The sequence below is a fragment of the Rhizobium sp. BK313 genome (assembly GCF_014193655.1).
In the GTDB taxonomy this organism is placed as follows: Bacteria; Pseudomonadota; Alphaproteobacteria; order Rhizobiales; family Rhizobiaceae; genus Rhizobium.
This window is the reverse complement of record NZ_JACHZQ010000001.1, coordinates 212,884-233,718: the sequence shown is the minus strand read 5'-3', so window position 1 is coordinate 233,718 and position 20,835 is coordinate 212,884. Positions and strand designations below refer to the sequence as shown.

Sequence of the window (20,835 nt, the reverse complement as noted above, 5' to 3'; positions counted from 1 at the left end):
TTGACGAGAATTCGAGGACAATGGCATGACATTTCAGAACAGTTCGCGTGTCTACGCTGCTGTTTCATCCTTGTTGTGGCCGGCTATCTTTTGCGCCGGGCTGACAGGCGCCTATTTTGCGTTTCAGTCGCATATGCAGCTCCTTTGGTTCAATGTCGTCTATCTCTCGATTGTGGCGACGATTGCGCTGTTCGAGCGGCTCATGCCCTATGAGGAGACTTGGCTGGAACGCGACGGCGAGACGTTCAACAATGTCGCGCACACGCTTTTGAGCAAAGGTAGCGTACAGATCGCGGCGGCAATCGGCACGTCTTTTCCGATGGCGGTAGCGACCGTAGCGCAACCTTTCCTGAGCCACCAGGCAAATATCTGGCCGGAGCAATGGCCGATGGCCTTGCAGGTCGTGCTTGGATTGGTCATTGCCGAATTCGGCCTCTATGTCGCCCATCGCCTTGCGCATGAGTACCTGTCGCTTTGGCGTTTTCATGCCTTGCATCACAGCGTCGAGCGGTTGTGGGTCATCAATACCGGACGTTTCCACATCATCGACTCGCTGTTCAAGATCGCGCTCGGCCAGATCCCGCTCTATCTCTTGGGCGCGCCGCTGCCGGTCTTCCTGTGGATCGGCGCGGTGACGGCCTTCATCGGCCTCCTTACCCATTGCAACATTGATGTACGCACCGGCCCGCTTGATTGGTTCCTCTCGACGCCGCGCCTGCACCGCTGGCATCACTCGAAGCTGCTTGCCGAGGGCAATACCAACTACGGCGAAAACCTCGTGATCTGGGACCAGATCCTTGGGACCTATTACAACCCGCCCCGCCCTTCCTCCACCGACATCGGTATCAGCGGCAAGGTCGCAAAGGGCTTCCTTGCCCAGCTCGTACAGCCTTTCTCGACCAAGGGCCGCAAACAGATCATCGGGAAGAAGCCGAAAGAGTTGCTGGCCAAGGAAGAACAGGCAGCAAGGGCGGCTTCCCTTCGCGAACAAGCCGACGAGCCGATCCGCAAGACGAGCTAAGGGATGATCATGAACAGCATCCCTCGCTTGCCATCGAAACGCGCGGTATTCGCCAGCCTTTGCCTTGCGCTCGGCGCTCCGCTTTCCGCTTTCCGCTTTCGCGACTGATCAGGTAGGCGTCGGCCCGCAATATGATACGACCCATGTCTATGTCGCACCCGACAAGGCCGATGCTTTTGCGAAAAGCTTCCTCGCCACCTTCGGCGGCACCAGCACAAAGCAGGTGACGACTACGGTGACGCCGACACCGAGCAGCACGACATCACAACTGTTGCAGACACCGGCCGGCTACGTGTCGCTCTTCGGCTTCACGACGCCGATCCCCTACCCCTTCGGCCTTGAACGCACCGGCTATCTCGTCACCGACATGGACGAGGCGGTCTCAGCGGCAAAAGCTGCGGGCGCCGACGTCCTCGTTGCGCCCTTCCCCGATCCGATCGGCCGCGATGCCGTCATCCAGTGGCCGGGCGGCGTCAACATGCAGCTCTATTGGCACACGGTGACCGCCAGCTATCCGCCGTTGCAGACCGTGCCGGAAAACCGGATCTACGTTTCGCCCGATCGTGCCGGTGCCTTCGTTGAGGATTTCATCGCCTTTTCCCATGGCAGGGTCGTTTCCGACGATCCCAAAGCCCCAGGCGTTGAGATTGGCCGGCCGAACGACACCTTTCATCGCATCTGTCTCGAATCGATTTTTGGCAAGATGACAGTGCTCGTCACCGACGGGCATCTTCCCTATCCCTACGGCCACGAGATCACCGGCTATGAAACCACCGATATGAAGGATACGCTTGCCAAGGCGACTGCAAGTGGTGCTGCCGTGCTCACTGGCCCCTACGCCAGCGACAGCCGGGAAGCCGCGATGGTGGTGTTTCCGGGGGGATATATCGCGGAGATTCATGCGGCGACGAAATAGGTTTTCGCGTCTCCGCAGCATTCATATTCGGGATGGCAGGCGCAGAGATTTTTTCGTTGAAACCGGCGCCGCCGAAATCCAACATGCAACCAATGCTCGGAAACCTATTTCAAACCGAGAAGATATTGTCATTTAACGTGTATTGAAAAAGACACCCCACGGGGTTACCTATCCCACGCAAATTAATGGCCATGACAGATTAGGAAAATCATTGAAATGGAAGGGAGATTTACCACAGATTATCTCAAGCAACTCCATAGAATATTTTTCACATCTCGTGAAATAGACCGACTGGAACGAGAATTCATCAAGCAAGGCATAGCACATTTTCATGTTTCCGGCGCTGGACATGAGTCGACGGCGCTGCTCAATGAATTCCTCCATGATGACGACTGGTTGCATCTGCACTATCGCGACAAAGCCTTGATGCTGGCGCGCGGCATGCCCATTCGTGAGTTTTTCTCGAGCCTTCTCGCAACAAGCAATTCCCATTCCGCCGGCCGGCAGATGAGCGCGCATCTTTCCTCCCGCGCTCTCAACATCACCTCCATCGTCGGCCCCGTCGGTAACAACGCATTGCATTCCGTCGGCGTTGGCGCGGCGCTGAAACACAAGTCCAGCATGCCGATCGCCATTTGTTGCGTCGGTGATGGCACCACACAGCAGGGCGAATTCGTCGAAGCCGTGGCTGAAGCCGTGCGCAGCCAATATCCCGTCGTCTTCATCGTCGAAGACAACAGTTTCTCCATCTCGACGCGCACCACCAAGCAGACCTTCTTCGACCTGCCGGACGGACCCGCTCCTTCTTTCTACGGCCTCGATATCATTCGCGCCGATGGCGACGATCTGCAGGCGTCGCGCGAAGCTTTCCGCAAAGCCATCCGCCATAGCCGCAACAACCGCACGCCGAGCCTCGTGGTTCTCAACGTCGAGCGCCTGTCCGACCACACCAATGCCGACGACCAGAAGACCTATCGCACCCAGGAGGAGATCGAGACCGGCTCCGTCCGCGATCCGCTCGTCAATCTACGCGCCGCCCTCCACAAGGCGGGTGTCGACGCTGCCGCGCTGGAAAAGATCGAGAGAGACCTGACCGCCGAGGTGCAGGCAGAAGCAGCCCTTGCCCGCAAGGAAGATGCGCCGCACGTCGAGCCTGAAGCAAAGGCGCCCTACCCGGCCTCTTTCGACAAGACAACCGAATACCGCGGCGGCAAGAGCGCGGCGACGCTGACCATGCGCGAGGCGTTGAACGGCGTGCTCGACAAGCAGCTTGCCAACAATCCCGATGTTGTCCTTTTCGGGCAGGATATCGAAGACCCCAAGGGCGATGTCTTCGGTGTTACCCGCGGCCTCAGCACGAAATACCCCGAACGCGTGCGCAATGCGGCGCTGAGTGAATCGACTATCGTCGGCACCGCCGTCGGCCGCGCGCTTGCGGGCCAGCGCCCGGTCGCCTTCCTGCAGTTCGCCGATTTCCTGCCGCTCGCCTACAACCAGATCGTCTCGGAAATGGGCAGCATGTACTGGCGCACCCAAGGTGCCTGGGAATCGCCTGTTATCCTCATGGTGAGCTGCGGCGGCTACAAGCCGGGCCTGGGGCCATTCCATGCGCAAAGCTTCGAGAGCATGCTCGCGCATACGCCCGGCATCGACGTCGTCATGCCCTCCAGCGCGGGCGATGCTGCCGGCCTGCTCAATGCTGCCTTCGAGTCGCGACGCCCGACCGTCTTCCTTTATCCGAAGGCCGTGCTCAACAACTCCGATGGCCGCACATCCACCGATCTCGACAAGCATTTCGTCCGTCCCGGCCTCTCGCGCTATGCCGCCCGCGGCCGTGACCTGACGCTGGTCACCTACGGCAACACGGTTTCGCTTTGTGCCAAGGCGGCCAGCGCCTTCGAAGCCCAAGGATTTTCCGTGGAGGTCATCGACCTGCGCTCGATCTCGCCCTGGGACGAAAAGGAAGTGCTCGCGAGCGCCAAGCGCACCAAGCGCCTGATCGTGGTGCACGAAGACAATCGCACGGTCGGCATGGGCGCGGAAATCGTCGCGACTGTTACCGAGAAGACCGACGTGCCCGTCATCGTCCGCCGGCTCGCCCGCTCGGATGCGCATGTGCCGTTCAATTTCCGCAACCAGTTGGAAACGCTGCCGTCCTACAGCAAGCTGGTCGATCTGATGGCCGAGGTTCTCGAATGCGAGGTCACCTGGCACGAAGAGGATAAGACCGGCCCGACCGCGGCGATCAAGGCTATTGGCTCCGGCCCTGCAGATGAAAGCGTGCTGGTGACCGACCTTCTGGTCAAGCCCGGCGATACGATCGAGGTCGGACAGCTGGTCGCCGTGGTCGAGGCGACCAAGGCTTCGGTCGAAATCTGCGCCAATATCGGCGGCGTGGTGCAAGAGGTCTTTGTCAAGATCGGCGATCAGATCGCTACCGACAGCGCACTTCTGACTGTCGATGCCAACCGCGCTCTGAGCGAGCGCAATTTCGCACTGGCCTCGGAGACCCAGAATAAATTCGTGCTGCGCCGCCTGAAGTCGCATGCGATCCCGGCGCTGCGCCGCCATTCCGGCAACTTCTCCGAAATCGCCGTAAGCGGCATGGGCTTTGCGACCGGCGCCCGCCGCGTCAGCAATGAAGATATCATCCACAATTGGCCGAACCGCCGCGCCGAGGAAATTTTCGCTCTGACCGGCATCAAGAGCCGCTATTGGGTCGGCCCTGATGAAGGCACATTGAGCCTGGCGACCACGGCTGTCCGCGATCTGCTGCGTCAGACCAATACGACGATCCACGATATGGATCTCGTCATCGCCGCCACCGGCACGCCGGATATCGCCACGCCGTCGCTCGCAAGTCGCGTTGCTGTCGCCGTCGCCGAAGATGGCGTGCGGCCGTCGCTGGCCGCCTATGATATGGGGGCCGCCTGCTCCGGCTACCTCTACGCTCTGCAGCAGGCTTACGACTTCATCGCCCAGCAGAACGACGCCAAGGTGCTGATCGTCACCTCGGAAGTGCTCTCGCCGCTGCTTGACATGAACGATTTCTCTACGGCCATCCTCTTCGGCGACGCCGCCACGGCTTGTCTGGTAACCAGCCGCGACATGGCGCGCAATCCGCTGTTTGCCGCCAGCCGCCCGGTCATCAGTGGCCGTCCGGAGCCGGGCGACCTGCTTTATGTGCCGCTGCCGGATGAAGGCGTCATTTCGATGAACGGCCGCTCGGTCTTCACCGAAGCCGTGCATTCCATGTCGCGCTCGATCGAAGACGCCTGCGTCGATGCCGGGCTGGAACTCGCCAATCTTGACCTTCTGGTGCCGCATCAGGCCAACCAGCGCATCATCGATACCATTGCCAAACGCAGTGGCAGGCCGGCGCTCAGTGTCATCGAAACCTATGGCAATACCAGCTCGTCGAGCATTCCGCTCGCCATGATGCATGTCGCCAACGAACGCTCCGAGCCGCTCAACCTCGGCCTCGTCGCCTTCGGCGGTGGCATGACGTCCGGCGCGGCTATCGTGCGCACGATAAAATAGCAATCACTGCCAGAGCAAACCGCCGTCTTCTGCGGACGGCGGTTCTGTGCGGAGGCGGATCCTCAACGCTTGATTTCTGGTCATTAACGGCATCGATCCAATACCGTTCTGCTGGTGGTAGTTGTCTTAGCCTGTTCTCGCCGGATAAATCCCGGAGCCGCCAGACCATCGGAAAGCCGACACTGCGGCCTGGGCCGATGGTAGTCTACGCATAGGTAGAGCGCAGCATCAACAAAATGCAACCTAGCTCCCCCATTGTTCATTACAATTCATCCATGTTTGGCCGTTCGTCTTATTGAAAAGCACCTGAGCGGTACTTTACTTATTAAGCATGGCACAGACACCAAGTCCTTCGCGCCGATCGCTCCTGCGTTACGAACTCGTTCCGGATAGCGCAGCCCGGCACGCGTTGGATGAGACCTTTGCCGCATACGCGCAGATGATGACGATTCTGACGGAGGTTGCTTCTGACAAAGCTGGGGCTAACCTCGTGCTTTTGCATGATCTTGCCTATGAAATCATCCGCGAACGCACCGGATTGCCCGCGCGTTTTGTGACGCTCGGACTGCGTGATTTTGCGGCCAATCGCGGCGGAGCGGTCGATGTCAGCCGCCTGCCGCTCGATGAAAAACTTTTTGCCATTAAGGGTCCGTCGGACCTGACGATCTCGACGGTGCGCGGCCGTGTGGCCGTTCCTTTCGACGTGGCCGGTTATTTCAGGGGATGGAAGAGCATCTTTCCCGCCTACCTGATCGCCGATGGCGGCCACTATGAGATTCACATCGGCGTAACGCCAAACTCCCCCCGAACGGAGGAAAATATGATGATGAATGAAAGCATACTGTCCCGCATGGGACGACTGATAGCCGGCCTCGCCAACGCGGCGGTCGACAAGGCCGAAGGCACAAACAAGATCGCAGTCGTCGAGCAGGCGCTGCGCGAAATCGACACTGCTGCCGACGAGGCCCGCACCGATCTCGGCAAGTCACGCGCCGAGGAATACCGAATCCAGAGCCGCCGAACTGAAATCACCGACGATCTCGCAAGCCTCGACGAAAAGATCCGGCTTGCGGTCTCGGCCGGCCGGAACGATCTCGCCAAGGCCGGCGTCGCCCGTCAGATCGATCTTGAAGCCCAGATCGCTGCAATCGACAAGGCGCTGGCCGATGCGCATCAGCAGATCGACGAAGGTCAGAAGGCCCTGCAGGCCATACTCGCCACACGTCGCGAGGCGGAAGCCCGGCTGGTCGATTTCAAACGCAGCGCGGCCCGCCACTCGCCCGAGGAAGCAACGGGCGGCAAGCCACGCAACACGGCCACCGTCGACGCCGCCCGTGCCGCCGCCGCGGTCTCGCGCATGACCGGCGTCCCCGCGGGCGAACCCGCAACCAGTGCGGAACTCGACGAGCTTGACCGGCTGCACCGGGAACAGGCCATCGAAGCCCGCCTTGCGCGCTTCAAGGCCAATAGTCAGTAACGACGATGCACCTCTTTCTCGCACCTGAATGCGCGCCCTTTGCGGTCGCGGCAACAATCCTCGTCGGCCTGATCGTGATCGAAATCCTGTCGATGATGCTCGGCTTTTCCTTGAGCCAGTTGATCGGCAAGCCGCATTTGGAGAGCCATGACGGCTTTGTCGCCGGTTTGCTCTCCTGGATCAATGTCGGCGGCGTGCCGCTGTTGATCCTGGTCCTGCTGGCGCTTGGCATCTTCGCCTTTACAGGCTTTGCGATCCAGACGGTCGCCGACATCGTCTGGGCGCCGCTGCCGACCATCGCTGCGGTGCCGCCGGCTATCCTGCTCACCATCCCGATGGTGAGAGGCTCGACACGTACCGTCGCGCGGCTGGTCCCGCGCGACGAGACCTATGCCGTTGATATCGCCGATTTCGTCGGTTGCACGGCCAAGGTGACCATCGGCCCTTTGGACCAAGGCCTGCCCGGCCGCGTCTCTGTTAAGGACGCGCACGGCAACTGGCACCAGTTGCGCGCCGGCGCGGCCAAAGGCGAAGGCCCACTTGCAGTCGGTGCCAAAGTCCTTCTTGTCGACCGCAAGGCCGACATCTTCATCGCAGTTCCCGCCCCATCGGACCTTATCGGTGCCGATGATCAATCCTCTACGGAGCAACACTAATGAACGGCCTATACGACCTTATTCTGCCAGCAGGCATCGGCATTGTCCTGATCCTCGGGATCGGCTTTGTCCTCGCCTCGCTCTATGTCCGCTCAAGCCGGGACGAAGCCTATGTGCGCACCGGCCTCGGTGGCCAGAAAGTCGTCCTCGACGGTGGTTCCGTCGTCTTGCCGATCTTCCACTCGATCGCCCGCGTCAACCTCAAGACCCTGCGGCTGGAGGTCCACCGCGGCGAAGGTGACGCGCTGATCACCAAGGACCGCATGCGTGTCGATATCGGCGCCGAATTCTATGTGCGGGTAAAGCCGGACATATCCTCCATTGCGCTTGCAGCCCAGACGCTTGGCAGCCGCACCAACGACACAGAGCAACTGCGCCAGTTGATCGAAGCGAAGTTCGTCGACAGCCTGCGCTCCGTCGCCGCCACCATGAACCTCGATGCCCTGCAGGAGCAGCGCATGGATTTTGTCAAGGCTGTGCAGGAAGCCGTCGGCGCCGACCTGCAGTCGAATGGTCTCGAACTCGAATCCGTGTCGCTGACACGCCTCGATCAGACGGATATCAAGCACTTCAACGCCAACAACTTCTTCGACGCCCACGGTCTGGCGGCACTCACCCGTGTCACCGAAGGCCGCAAGAAGGAGCGTAACGAAATCGTGCGCGATACCGAAGTGGCTATCGCGCAAAAGGACCTGGAAGCTCGACAACAATCCTTGACCATCGAGCGGACGAAGCGCGAGGCCGAACTCAGCCAGCAGCGCGACATCGCCAACAAATCCGCCGCAACCCGAGCCGAAACCGCGCAGCAGGAACAGGCCGCCAAACGCGCGGAAGAAGAAGCCCGCATCGCGGCCGAGCAGGCAATCGCCGAACGCGAAGCCACTGCGAAGCAAGCGCGTGAATCCGCCAATATCGACTCGACCCGAGCCGTGCAGCAGCGCGACACCGAAGCGAAACGCGATATTCAAATCGTTGCGCAGGAAAGCGCCATTGCGGTTGCCAACAAGAGCCGAGAGGAGTCGGAAGCAAAAGCAAAGGCCGAGGCTGCCCGTGCACTCGCTATTGCCGCGGAAGAAAAGGTCGGCACCGCCCGAGCCGTCGAAATCGCCGAGCGTGAAAAGCAGATTGCGGTGATCGACGCGCAAAAGCGGGCTCAGACCCAGGCGACGGCCGTCACTATTGCCGCCGAAGCCGAAAGGCAGGCGGCAACCAATCAGGCCGACGCTATCAAGACCCTGGCTACCGCCGAGGCCGATGCTGCGATCATCAAGGCCAAGGGGATTCTGGAAACCGGTAAGGCAACGGCTGAGAGCGAGGCGTTACTCAACGAAGCCCGCAACAAGCTCAGCCCGGCCATTATCGAGTACGAGATCACCCGCGAACGCATCCGCATCGTCCCCGCGGCGCTTGCAGAAGCGGTCAAGCCGATCGAGAAGATTTCGGATATCCGGATCTTCGACACTGGCGGCATGCTTGGTCGCAACGGGAACGGGACGAACGGCAGCAGCGGCGTCGGCTTGGGCGAAGGCCTCGCCGGTCAGTTACTCTCCTACCAGGCCAACAAGCCGATCCTCGATCGCCTGCTCAAGGAAGCCGGCTTCCAGGGAGACAATGCCATCTCCGCACTGCTTGCCAATCTGGATAGCAAGACCGCTGCTGCGCCTCCGAACGGAGATGATCTCGAAGACGTGGAAGTAGACAAGTAGGCGGCGTAGCAGCTCCACCTGCGCTACCTGTAAACAAAACCCCGGAATCCGCAGAGGATTCCGGGGTTTTCCATAAAGTTCGCAGGCGATGCGCGTTATGCCTTCGGACGGTTTCTCAGCGCTTCGGCTTCGGCGTAGAACTTCTTTTCCCATTCCTTGTGATTGTCGAGGCCTTCGCGGATGAACGGCGTGAAGATCGCCAGGTTCATCAGCGCCCAATTGACCAAGCGGGCCGGGAATTTCAGCGGCTTGACGAAATCGACGAACAGAACCACGCGCGTCTTGTCGGTATGGTTCCAGGCCTCGTGCTCATAGGCATCGTCGAAGATCAGCGCCTTGCCTTCCTGCCAATGGCAGACCTGCTTGTCGACGCGGATGGCGAGCTGGTCGTTCGGCTCAGGCACGATGAGGCCGACATGCAAGCGCAGTACGCCGTTATAGGGGCCGCGATGGGCCGGAAGGTGCTTGCCCGGCTCGAAGATCGAGAACATCGCCGTTTTCAGGCCCGGAATTTTCTGCACCGCCGCCCAGGTGTTCGGGCAGGCTTTGATGTTCTGCTCTGACTTCACGCCGAAACCGACAAGGAAGAAGGTCTTCCAACGGCTATCCGTCGAAATGGTCTTCACGTCGGTGGAGATGTCCTGGAAGGTCGGCAGCTCGCTCTGGCGCAGCAGGACCTTTTCCAGCTCGGCGCGGATCGCGGGATATTCCTTCTCGATCTCGGCGGCCCATGGGAAGGTCGCATTGTCATAGACCGGCGGATTACCGAGCTTGGCGTATTTCAGATTGAGGCTTTCGGCCCAGGCGACGATGCCCATGAAAAAGCGCGTCATGGCGCTCGGGCGGTCCATCGGCGCAATACCGGCTGTACCGAAGGTTTGCTCCGAAGCATGCGGCTCAGTGGTTGTGGGAGCTGGTGCGCTCAAAGTGCTCTCCGTCATATCTGTCTGTAGGGGCTATCTGGGGGAGGAAAATCTTGTCTCAGGGGAGACTGCGTGGAAATCTTGGAGAGGCAACAGGTCCGACAATTTCAGTGTTTGCCCGGCCCATCCCTGATCGGTGCCCGACTCCTCTGTTATGCAATGATCACAATAGGCGATTATATGAGTCCGTTAGTCGAATTTCGCAAGAGAATCCGTTCGCGAGAGCGGCGCTTTGTTGTGCGATGAAATCTCAACGAATTTCCTGAAATCTGTGTCGCAGAATCGGCAAAAATACGGCCGATAAAGATGCTTTTTGCCGCAGGCGGCTTCACATTTTCGACAGCCAGCCGGTGCCAAACAATAATTGCCCAGTGAATAGTTTTATGCGGCCTGGCCTTGCCCGAGCAGCCGGATAATCGTGAGCCCGACGATCAGCGCGGCCATCGACAAGAGGACAGATAGTGCAACATAGATCAGGGAGACAGCCCACTGACCGCGCTCCCAAAGGGCGACGGTATCCAGTGAAAAGCTTGAGAATGTCGTGAAGCCGCCAAGGATTCCGGTCGTGAGGAAAAGCCGCAGCTCTTGCGACAGGCCACTGCGGAGGACGAAATATTCGGTCAACAGACCCATGATCAATGAGCCGACGATATTGACCGCAAGTGTCCCAAAGGGAAATGCGAGGCCCAGCAAGCGGGCGGCGGCTTGATTGACACCGAGACGAAAGGCGCCGCCCAATCCAGCGCCAAGGAAGACGATCAGATAGTTCATGGAACTCCCCTCGTAAAATCAGACAACGATATCTGATTGCGGAACATGCTGGCCTTGCTCTCAAGGCCGACCGCATCGCAATGCTTTGGCCGCAACTTATCGCGCTGCCCGATGCAGATGCGGACCAGGCCGATTTCTTTCGGAGCAAGTTCGCGACGGATCATGATCCCGAACTTTTTCGTTGGGATTGCGATGGCGCCTGGAGAGCTCCGCCGATCGCGTCGCCCAACGCATTGGCCTTGAAATCGCGAACGTGACGAAGGGGAGTATCAGAGGGAATGTGATTGGCTGCGGCGCTTTTTGCAATGCCGATGCGCTGCGACAGATAGATGCTAGTGTGGCCACTACAGATGTAGGCAAGGAAGCAGGCAACGGCGAGATAGACGGTATGCGTCGAGCCGAAGAGTTCGACACCCATGATCATGCAGGCGAGCGGTGTATTGGTGGCCCCCGCAAAAACCGCCACAAAGCCGAGTGCCGCGAAAAGATCGACCGGCGCGCCGAGAACGGCGGCAATGGCATTGCCGAGTGCGGCGCCGATGAAGAACAGCGGCGTCACTTCGCCCCCTTTGAAACCGGCGCTGAGTGTCACGATCGTAAAAACCGTCTTCCAGAACCAGCTCCAATAGTCGATGCGCCCCGGATCGAAGAAACCTGGAATCGTCGCATCGCCGGGATTGGGCGACCAGACACCGAGGCCAAGATATTCGCGCGTGCCGAGGACATAGACGAGGCCGATCAGCACAATGCTCGCAATCACCGGCCGAAGCGGCGCATAAGCACACACCCTTTTGAAAGCCGCTGACATCCCATGGGAAATTTCGCTGAAGCAGCGGGCCATCAGTCCGAACAGCACGCCGGCGACGCCGACCTTCGCAAGTAGCAGCGCATCGAGATGGAACGTGCTTGCCGGCGTGCCGGCAAGATAGGCGATGTGATATTGAATGTGCTCGATACCCCAGGCATGGCAGGTCCAGTCAGCCGCAATCGCTGCCGCAAGAGAAGGGATCAGAGCCTCGTATTGCATGCGCCCGATGGTCAGAACCTCGAGCGCAAAGACAGCACCGGCAATCGGAGTGCCGAACACTGCACCGAAGCCGGCGGCAATACCGGCCATCAGCAGGATACGAACCTCGGCGTGGCTCAGCCGGAAAAGCTTGGCGAAGGCGCTCGCGATACTGCCGCCGAGTTGCACCGCGGTCCCCTCGCGCCCCGCCGAACCGCCGACCAGATGCGTCAATACGGTCGAGACCAGGATGAATGGCGCCATGCGCAGCGGCACACCGCCGCCGGGCTCATGGATCTGATCGACGATCAGATTATTGCCGCCTTCCGCCCCTCGACCAAAGCGCTGGTAGGCCAGCACCATCAGGAAACCCGCGACCGGCATCAAAAAAATCAGCCAGGGACAATCGAAACGCGCCTCCGTCGCCCGGTCGAGGCTCCACAGAAACAGGGCGCAGAGCGAGCCGACCGCGGCGGCCATCGGTAACACCAGGATCATCCATTTGAATATGCTGCGCAGTTGCTGAAAACGATGATGAAAAAATGCGGATGCGGACATCAGTTCGCCCCTCCCGGAAGACCAGCGGCAGGCCCGTCGGGGACAGTTATCATTGATTGAGAAAGGGGTAACAGCAGGATTACGGGCACGACTCTACTCCTTCGCCCACCGGGCGTATCGAGTAGGAGTCATCAGCGTCTCTGGAAATTCAGAGTAGCGGTTCGGCCACCATGGCCCGGCAGAATCCATTGCCGTTGGATTTTCCATACAGACAGAAGAGCGCCCCTGTCAATCCAGGTGTCGCAAGCTCGGCCTCCATCAATCGGCCTTGGCGACCATCTCGATCGGCGCAATCAACCCGCCTACGACCGACGTGCTGACATTGCCCATCCTCTCCGCTGCCCTCGGCCCCATCAGCGCACCGAGGCTCAGCGCCTGTCCGCCGTTTTCGGCGCTGGCGCGCATTTCCTGCGCCAGCCGGATCGCCAACGCGCTACGGTCCTGTTCGAACTCCACCGTCAAGCGGGCATCACTAAGCAGTTGTCGATAGGTCGCGGGGCTTCGCACGAAGCTCGTCTCCGGCGTCATGGCCCAGGGCATCGGATACGGCAGCGCACCGTCGCGAACCTGCATGATCTCGTAAAGGCCGAACCGACCGCCACGCTTCAGCACTCGCCGGATCTCCCCGAACAGTGCCGCCTTGTCTTCAATGTTCATGCCGACATGGATCAGCGTCGCCCGCTCGAAGCTTTCATCGGCGAAAGGCAGTGCCAGCGCACTCGCCCGCTGGAACGACACCTGCATGGCCATGCCGCAGCGCGCGGTCAGGGCATTAGCGACATTGACGAATTCATCCGTCAAATCGATACCGGTGACGATACAGCCATACTCGCTAGCGATATAGCGCGCCGATCCGCCAATCCCCGATCCAATGTCGATGAGCCGCATACCATCGAGCAGATCGAGATCTTTGGCGAATTCCACCGTTGCCTCGCGCCGTCCGAGATGGAATTCGTCGACACCGGCGAGGTCGTCAATGCTGAGGTGATCGATATCCTTGCCGCTGGCCGTGAGAGCGCCAAGGATCGTCGACTCAAGCGAACCATGCGTATAGTGGCTTGCAACCTTTTCTTCAGTGGACATGATCCCTCCTCCCATGATTTCGCACTCACACGATCTTGGAGGAATGCTGCGCCCGCGCCCCTGCTCCCGTCAAGCGATAGAGGCAACAGAACCGCCCCTTCGGACAAGCGGCGCGCGAGGCAGGTCAGGGAAAATCGTAACGCACGCCGGTCAGTGCTTTACCGCGCTGCCACAGGCCTTCCCGCATATCGCGTTCGAGTGCGGCTTTGGGCAGCTTGATATAACCAGGCGAACCCCTCGATTGGATCATGGTCGTCGGGCCGATATAGGCCTCCGGGCCGGCTTTCGCGACAGTAGCGGCGAAGACCACCGTATCCGCGACACGATCGAGCGGATAGCCTATCGTGTCCATCAGCCTTTCACCGATCCAGCGGACGGCGCCGGGCGCATGTCGCTGGATTCCCGTCTTGGCAGTTCCCGGATCAACACCGATGCTGGAGACGCCGATCGTCGTTCCGCGCCCGTTGAGCTCGGTGGCAAACAGCAGTCCGGCGAGCTTCGACAGGCCATAGGCGCGCATCGGACCATATTTTTTCCCAAATTGCAGGTCGGTCAAATCGAGCTTGTACCAGCTCGCGGCCCGTGCGCTGACTGTCACCACCCTGCCCCTAGCCGCCCTGAACAGAGGCAACAGTCGGCAGGTAAGCGCGAAATGACCGAAATAGTTGGTGCCCATATGCATCTCGAACCCATCCTTGGCCAGCGTCCGCTTCGGCAGCGCCATAACGCCGGCGACGTTCATCAGATAATCCAGAGGCCCGCCGTCCCTGAGCACGCCATCGGTAAACTCGGCAACCGAACCGAGATCAGCCTAGTCCAGCCGCCCGAAACTGAATTCCCCAGCCGGTACCGCTGCGCGCACCTCTGCCAGGGCGCGTGCACCCTTGCCGACATCGCGGCTGGCGATCAACACCCTGGCCCCCTTCTCGCCCATCGCCTTAGCCACCTGGAAACCGATACCAGCCACGCCGCCGGTCACCAGCACCCGCTTCCCATCCTGCTGCGGCATATCTCTCGCCGTCCAGATCGCCATCTCGCTCACATCTCTTGCTCAACTAACAAGCCATATTTTTGCATAAAGTGCATATATGTAATTTGTGCAAAAAATACAGGCGGAGAATGGACGCGGGACTCTCGCGCAACAGGATCGTCAATGGGGGATGAATGATATTCAGGGTTTTCGTAAAGACCGCGGCAGACACAGGCCCATCTCGCCTTTGGCGGGCGAGATGGGCCCATGCATCCGCCGCACCTCGGCTGCGTTTCGTCGGCTATGCCGACCGCGCCTCACCCCATCCTGATTCCTGCCAGCAGCAGGGAGAGTTCCGGTTGCCGGTTCGTATCGGTCTTTCGGTAGATCGATTTCAGATGAGCGCGGGCCGTCTGATAGCTGACGGTGCGGTGTGTCGCGATGTCGTGCAGGGTCATGCCCTGGGCAAGCATCAGGGCGATTTCCGCCTCGGCGCGGGTCAATCCAAAAAGCTTGGTCAGCGTCGCCGGCCGCTGTCGGACCTTCTCCTCGGGATCTTCGACGGTGGCGAAGGCACAGGAATGGCAGAAAACATCCTGCAGATCGCCGTCGAGGCGTTGCATGCGCACGATCAGCGGCCGCCGGCCTTTGCGGCTGAGCAGCAAGATTTCCGGCTCCCCGGATGCCAGCAGGTTTCCGTCTCCGAGTACGGCTTTGAGCCGCCGATCGAAGGCGTTCGCGTCCTCCTTGCGGGTCGGTCGCATTTGCCCTTGGGTGATTTGCAGATCAGGCCCGAGCAATCGGCGCATCTTCTCATTGACCGTGGTCACGAGGCCCATTCGGTCGAAAAACACACAGGCGACATTGGCCATCTCGAAGGCGGTCGCCATGCCCTTCACTTCACTCGCGGATATGTCGCGCATTATTCTCGCCGTGATCATGAGTTTCTGACGTATGCGATGCAAACTCTCTGCCTCCCTCCGGCTGTAAGGACCGTCCTCGATCCGCCGCTGCAAGGCAAAAGCCAGAAAATCGTCGCCGGATGAAAATCCAATCATTGCAGACCAACGAAGGTCGAAACGCGCCTGGGCGCGGTAGAAATCGAGGGTCTTGAAGTCGTCTTCGCCCGCAAAATCCTGTTCGAGCATCACCCCTGCCCGCCGCAACATCGACACGTGGCGGGTGCGAAAATCCTGCTTGTACCATTCTCCCGCGAAATAATCCTCCATCGCGGGAACAAGGCTTTCGGTGACGATGAAGGTGTGAAGCAGCCGGCCTTCGATCGGCACGATGTTGGCGCCGTAGGATCCGCTTGCCTGGGAGACTTTCTCCAACACAGCCGGCCACAGCGTCGGATCCAGCGCCGCGCCGAAAAATCCGTCCGTCGCCCGGTCGAGTGCATGAAGATCGAACCCCATTAGCCCCTCATCTCGGCCACATCGGCCGATCCAAGCATTTCACCCATTACGTCCCCCAACGTTATGTGCGAATCAGTTTATTGATGCGAATTCTAAATAATACAAGCAACATTTTTGGTATTAGCGATATTTTATAGAGTACATTAAATATAAACTGTATCTAATATACAGAGAAACATCAATGATATCATCATATTACCAAGAACATCAAAACGCGCCTTGAAATTCTACTGTTTCCCCAAAGAAACGGCCGCTCGAAGGCGGCCGCTTTGAACGTCGGAGATAGAACAGAGGTGACGTCAAACCTTCAGTTCACGTCGCTCCCTTTCCGTGACCATCGCAAGATCGAGCACACGCTGCAGATTGGCGGCATGGCGGAAGCTCGGGTCCTGAGAGCTGCCGGTCATCACGGCGTCGGCAAAACGCTGATAATTGGTCGGCACGGGCGGAACCTCGATAACCCTCCATGTCGCGGTTTCCGTATCGTCGCCAAGGCAACCGCGCAATTCAGAACCGGCGGGACTATGGGAGATCTCCAGCCCGCCGCGCTCGCCATAAATACGCAGCTTTAGCTCGTTGAGATGCCCCGTCGCCCAGCGGCTCGCATGCACGACACCGAGCGCGCCGTTGGCAAAATCGACCGACATCGAGAAGCTATCATTTGCATCGAGCGTATATTCACCGATGCGCTCGTCCGGCGCCTTGTTGAAGGTCTTCAGTCTGGCGAAGACATGATCGATATCCGTCGCCGCGCCATAGGCGGCGAAGTCGAGGATATGGATGCCGATATCGCCGAGCACGCCGTTCGAGCCGTGACCGGTCGATAGCCGCCACAACCATTTGGATTCGCTTCGCCAATCGCCCCAGGCCCTGGAGACGAGCCAGCTCTGCAGGTAGGACGCCTCCACATGCTTCACCGTGCCGATCTCGCCTGATATCACCATCTCGCGCGCCCTCTGCAGCGGCGCGACGTTGCGATAGGTAAGGTTGACCATATTGACGACGCCGGCCCGTTCGGCCGCCTCCGTCATTTCCAGCGCCTTGTCGTAATTCTCCGCAAGCGGTTTCTCGCAGAGAACATGCTTGCCCGCGGCAAGCAGCGGCAAGGTCGTCGGATGGTGAGCCCGGTCCGGCGTAACGTTGGTCGCCGCATCGAACTCGCCCCAGGCGAGCGCTTCGTCCAGCGACGAGAAGCGTTTCTTGATATCGAACATATCGGCGAAGGCTGTGAGCCTCGTCGCGTCCGTATCCACGGCGCCAACGATTTCGACGCCTGGGATACGGGCGAAATGCTCCACATGGTTCTTCGCCATGCCGCCCGTGCCAACGACTATAAGACGCATATTATACCTCAGCGATAACCGGCTTCGCCGGCCTGGTGGAGTTTCGGACCACGCTCGACGATCGGCTCCAGTGCCTTTTCGACCGGCACATTCGGCGCGTCATGGATGTTCGCCTGCGTGCCGAGCGGATTGTGCGCCCACTTGACGGCGTTGATGAGCACCTTCTGCACAGTCTCGTTGTGATAGGTCGGATAGGTCTCGTGACCCGGGCGGAAATAGAAGATATTGCCTGCGCCGCGGCGCCAGGTCATGCCGGAGCGGAAGACTTCGCCGCCCTGGAACCACGAAATGAACACCGTTTCCAGCGGTTCTGGAACGGAGAACTGCTCGCCGTACATCTCCTCGTTTTCCAGCTCGAAATGTTCGCCAAGGCCGGCGGCGATCGGGTGGCGCGGATTGATGACCCAAAGGCGTTCGCGTTCACCCGCTTCGCGCCACTTCAACGCACAGGGCGTACCCATCAGCCGCTTGAAGATCTTCGAAAAATGGCCGGAATGCAGCACGATAAGGCCCATGCCCTCCCAAACGCGCTTGGCGACACGCTCGACGACCTCGTTATTCACGGCGCCGTGGTCCTTATGGCCCCACCAGACGAGAACGTCGGTGTCCTTCAGACGGGCCTCGCTCAGACCATGCTCCGGCTCCTGCAGCGTCGCCGTCGTCGCCTCTATGCCGGCATCGGTGTTCAGTGCCTTGGCGATCGTCGTGTGCATGCCTTCCGGGTAAATCCCAGCTACGACCTTGTTGGTTTGCTCATGAATATTCTCCCCCCAAACGACGGTGCGAATGGTCATTTCGGTACTCCTCTAAACCCATTGAAATTGAATATGTTAGGCAATCCAAAGCGCTTTGAGAGTCAAGCACTCCCCAAGCCCTCCATCCGGCTTTCCCGAGCAAGACATAGTACCTCATTAGCGATTTGACAAAGGCAAAATTGCCGCTGCCGAAAACGTTTTCGGTCATATGACATAAAGCGTGATATAAATCGCGCGACACCCGTCTAGTGTGACACGGATTTCGAAAAGAGATTGACCACGAGGACCCCGGCGATGATCAGCCCAAGGCCAATAACTGCCGCAAGATCCAGTTTCTGGCGGAAAAACACCAGGCCGACTGCGGAGATCAATACGATCCCAAGGGCGCTCCAGATGGCATAGGCGATGCCGACCGGAATGACACGTAGCGTCAGTGACAAAAAGTAGAAGGCCGCGACGTAACATACGACGAGCACGATGGACGGTCCGAGGCGAGTGAACTGCTGCGACATCTGCAACGCGGTCGTACCAATCACCTCCAGCACAATCGCCACCAGCAGCATCGCATAGATGGATGCGTTCGCCATTCCGGTCTTCCCTTGATTTCTAAAGCTGCGTGAGTTCGATCAGCCGGTCGACCAACTTCTCCCGGGCGCTCTCATCCATTTCATGGCTACCGAGCAAGTCGGCAAGCCAGAGCCCATCGGTCGCCAGCAGCACGACCGCAGCATCCACTGAAGAATCCGTGCCGACATATTCCTCGCTGCGCTCGCGCACCCAGTCGCGCCAGCGTTGCCGCAATTGCGGTTCGCTGAGCAGCACCATCGTCACCTGCGCCCAATCCTTCGTTTCCTGCGGTTGATCGCGAAGCGCGAGGCAGGCGCGGAGATAGCCGCGGGTAAAACGCCCATGCGGCAATGGATCGGCCCGCATCGCCTCTTCGATTGCCCGGTCCAGGCGTTCGATCAGGCTGTCGAACAGCGCCTCCAAAAGGGTATTCTTGTTGGGAAAATGATGCAGCAGCCCGCCTTTGCTGATGCCGGACGCGCCTGAAACGGCATCCAGCGTCACCGCCATCATCCCCTTCTCCGACGCCAGCCGTGCCGCCACCTCCAGCAACTGCTGGCGGACGAGCAAAGGCTGCTTCTTTCTGTGGTGCGCGGTGGACATGCTGACATAACATACCAATTAGACGGTTTCGTCAAGCAATCTTAGCTCCAATGACCGCTATCCCAACTCGGATCAATGGATGAATCGCCGCTGCGATAATCTACGACTTAAGAACTATCCAGCCGTTCTTACTCTTTTTCCGCGAAATGCTATCCTCAAATGCGCGATGCCCGGGAACATTGGTGATAAGATGATAGTCACTCTCGCCACAACAAAACTAGCTATCCTGGCGGTCGCCAATCTCGTTGGCTCGACAGCGACCGCAAAGACATTGATCGGCGAAACACCGCCGATCCGCGACATGCTGGAGATCGCCTTTTGCCACTATGATACCATGAACCGCCGGCGGTTGCGGCAAATGTCCTGCCGCATAGCCGACGAACTGAAAAAGCGCACGAAGCTGGATGAAGGCACCAGCAAGGCAATCTTCCTGGAGACGGAAGAACTGCTCGGCATCTACGGCCTGAACGACGAGGAATTCGCCAAGCTCAACCTGAACTCAAGCGCGGCTGCCGACCGAATTCTCAGCCACAAGCGTTTTCCAACACTTGCCGACAAGATCGAGATGGAAGGAGAAATCAGAAACATTCTCATCGCCATCTATGAAGGCATCAGGCTCGATCCGGAACTATTCCAGGGCCTGTTGCCGCACATATGCACGAAGCTCGTGACCGATTTTGAAGATTTGAAACGATACCTGCAAAAGGAGCACGAACTGCAACGCGCCCGTCCTCAGCCGATCCAGCGGGAGTTCGGCATGGCGAGCCTGGATTTCCAAGACTACTACATCGCCAAATGCCCGGCTTCCATGAAGGAATATGATGAGACTGCGGAGCTAGCGAAGGCGCAATTCGTGGCTCCCGGCGAACTGATCGATCCGGCCGACGACAGAAAGGCATTTCAAAGAAATCCCTACAGCATGGTCGTTTTGTTAAACCGGAAGCGCAATGTCGTCGGCTTCGTCGACATCTATCATCTGCCGGACGAAAAGCTCGACGCCGCACTCTATGACAAGGATGGCACGGTCAAGGTCGACCCCAATGATTCCCTCGACTACGAGGCTGCCCGGCGAGCTAAACGGGCCTATATCGCAACAATCCTGGTGAAAGCGGAAAAGGGCATCTGCGTCGCCCGACGCTCGGCCGCCCTTGTGTACGGAATGTGTGAATTCTTGCTGAAGCATCAATTTCACGGCACGGACACCATGGAATTATGGGCGATCGCCTCCACCGAGGAAGGGGAGGCTTTCATAGAGCATCTGCCATTCAGCTATGACCATCTCGTTCGATGGCAACCAGAGCCTTCGCAGGAAACAAAGCGCGTGTTCAAGGTTGAGCTCGAAAGATCCGCACTGGCGCAAGCCCAGGCGAAATTTTTCGCTGACTACGGCCTGCGCAACGTACATCTGTGCATTGAAGACTATAGCGCAAACCCCTTCGGAACATCGCGCATTTAAGCGCAAAACTGCGGGGCCTCCCTCAGAACCGCTCCGACGGCGGGCCTGCGTACATTCGCTCGCAGT

The 20,835-nt window shown here is 59.2% G+C and carries 16 protein-coding genes and 1 pseudogene; 7 read left to right on the top strand and 10 right to left on the bottom strand.

Annotated features, from left to right (window positions below; all coding sequences use genetic code 11):
* The first annotated feature begins 25 nt into the window (after positions 1–25).
* The 6 genes from FHT86_RS01085 (at position 26) to FHT86_RS01060 (ending at position 9,316) form a co-directional block, all read left to right on the top strand.
* Positions 26–1,021: a sterol desaturase family protein gene (locus tag FHT86_RS01085; RefSeq protein ID WP_133705024.1), complete on the top strand. Its 996-nt coding sequence runs from the start codon at positions 26–28 to the stop codon at positions 1,019–1,021.
* 64 nt (positions 1,022–1,085) lie between these two features.
* Positions 1,086–1,937 carry a glyoxalase gene (locus FHT86_RS01080; protein ID WP_246779353.1) on the top strand — a complete coding sequence of 284 codons (852 nt, stop codon included), beginning with the start codon at positions 1,086–1,088 and terminating at the stop codon, positions 1,935–1,937.
* Between the two features lie 216 nt (positions 1,938–2,153).
* Complete coding sequence (locus FHT86_RS01075; protein WP_133705023.1) at positions 2,154–5,477, top strand: thiamine pyrophosphate-dependent enzyme; 3,324 nt, start codon at positions 2,154–2,156, stop codon at positions 5,475–5,477.
* Between the two features lie 331 nt (positions 5,478–5,808).
* Positions 5,809–6,954 (top strand): PspA/IM30 family protein, encoded by a 1,146-nt coding sequence (locus FHT86_RS01070; protein ID WP_133705022.1) that lies wholly within the window; start codon positions 5,809–5,811, stop codon positions 6,952–6,954.
* 5 nt (positions 6,955–6,959) lie between these two features.
* On the top strand, positions 6,960–7,610 hold the full coding sequence (locus FHT86_RS01065; protein ID WP_133705021.1) for an OB-fold-containig protein: 651 nt from the start codon (positions 6,960–6,962) through the stop codon (positions 7,608–7,610).
* Positions 7,610–9,316 carry a flotillin family protein gene (locus FHT86_RS01060; protein WP_133705020.1) on the top strand — a complete coding sequence of 569 codons (1,707 nt, stop codon included), beginning with the start codon at positions 7,610–7,612 and terminating at the stop codon, positions 9,314–9,316. The genes FHT86_RS01065 and FHT86_RS01060 overlap by 1 nt, the downstream gene beginning before the upstream one ends.
* A gap of 95 nt (positions 9,317–9,411) precedes the next feature.
* Here the strand turns inward: FHT86_RS01060 and FHT86_RS01055 are convergent, their stop codons facing one another.
* The 10 genes and pseudogenes from FHT86_RS01055 to FHT86_RS01005 form a co-directional block, all read right to left on the bottom strand.
* Positions 9,412–10,257: an aspartyl/asparaginyl beta-hydroxylase domain-containing protein gene (locus FHT86_RS01055; protein WP_133705019.1), complete on the bottom strand. Its 846-nt coding sequence runs from the start codon at positions 10,255–10,257 to the stop codon at positions 9,412–9,414.
* A gap of 363 nt (positions 10,258–10,620) precedes the next feature.
* A complete protein-coding gene (gene crcB / locus FHT86_RS01050; RefSeq protein WP_133705018.1) occupies positions 10,621–11,010 on the bottom strand; it encodes a fluoride efflux transporter CrcB in 390 nt (129 codons plus the stop codon).
* 160 nt (positions 11,011–11,170) lie between these two features.
* Positions 11,171–12,574 carry a voltage-gated chloride channel family protein gene (locus FHT86_RS01045; protein WP_246779352.1) on the bottom strand — a complete coding sequence of 468 codons (1,404 nt, stop codon included), beginning with the start codon at positions 12,572–12,574 and terminating at the stop codon, positions 11,171–11,173.
* 258 nt (positions 12,575–12,832) lie between these two features.
* Entirely contained in the window at positions 12,833–13,657 is an 825-nt protein-coding gene (locus FHT86_RS01040; RefSeq protein ID WP_133705017.1) for a class I SAM-dependent methyltransferase, read from the bottom strand.
* A 124-nt stretch (positions 13,658–13,781) separates the two neighbouring features.
* Positions 13,782–14,666 (bottom strand): annotated as a pseudogene (locus tag FHT86_RS01035) (SDR family NAD(P)-dependent oxidoreductase).
* Between the two features lie 278 nt (positions 14,667–14,944).
* The gene (locus FHT86_RS01025; protein ID WP_133705014.1) at positions 14,945–16,045 is read right to left on the bottom strand and encodes a helix-turn-helix transcriptional regulator; all 1,101 of its coding nucleotides are present in this window, start codon (positions 16,043–16,045) and stop codon (positions 14,945–14,947) included.
* Positions 16,046–16,344: 299 nt separating this feature from the next.
* Positions 16,345–17,388, bottom strand: a complete 1,044-nt coding sequence (locus FHT86_RS01020; RefSeq protein WP_133705013.1) for a Gfo/Idh/MocA family protein — start codon at positions 17,386–17,388, stop codon at positions 16,345–16,347.
* Positions 17,389–17,396: 8 nt separating this feature from the next.
* The gene (locus FHT86_RS01015; protein ID WP_133705012.1) at positions 17,397–18,182 is read right to left on the bottom strand and encodes a ThuA domain-containing protein; all 786 of its coding nucleotides are present in this window, start codon (positions 18,180–18,182) and stop codon (positions 17,397–17,399) included.
* 206 nt (positions 18,183–18,388) lie between these two features.
* A complete protein-coding gene (locus FHT86_RS01010) occupies positions 18,389–18,730 on the bottom strand; it encodes an SMR family transporter (RefSeq protein WP_133705011.1) in 342 nt (113 codons plus the stop codon).
* 19 nt (positions 18,731–18,749) lie between these two features.
* Positions 18,750–19,313, bottom strand: coding sequence for a TetR/AcrR family transcriptional regulator (locus FHT86_RS01005; RefSeq protein WP_133705010.1), 564 nt, complete (start codon positions 19,311–19,313; stop codon positions 18,750–18,752).
* 190 nt (positions 19,314–19,503) lie between these two features.
* Here FHT86_RS01005 and FHT86_RS01000 point away from each other — a divergent pair, with 190 nt between their 5' ends.
* On the top strand, positions 19,504–20,769 hold the full coding sequence (locus FHT86_RS01000) for a hypothetical protein (RefSeq protein WP_133705009.1): 1,266 nt from the start codon (positions 19,504–19,506) through the stop codon (positions 20,767–20,769).
* Positions 20,770–20,835: the final 66 nt, after the last annotated feature.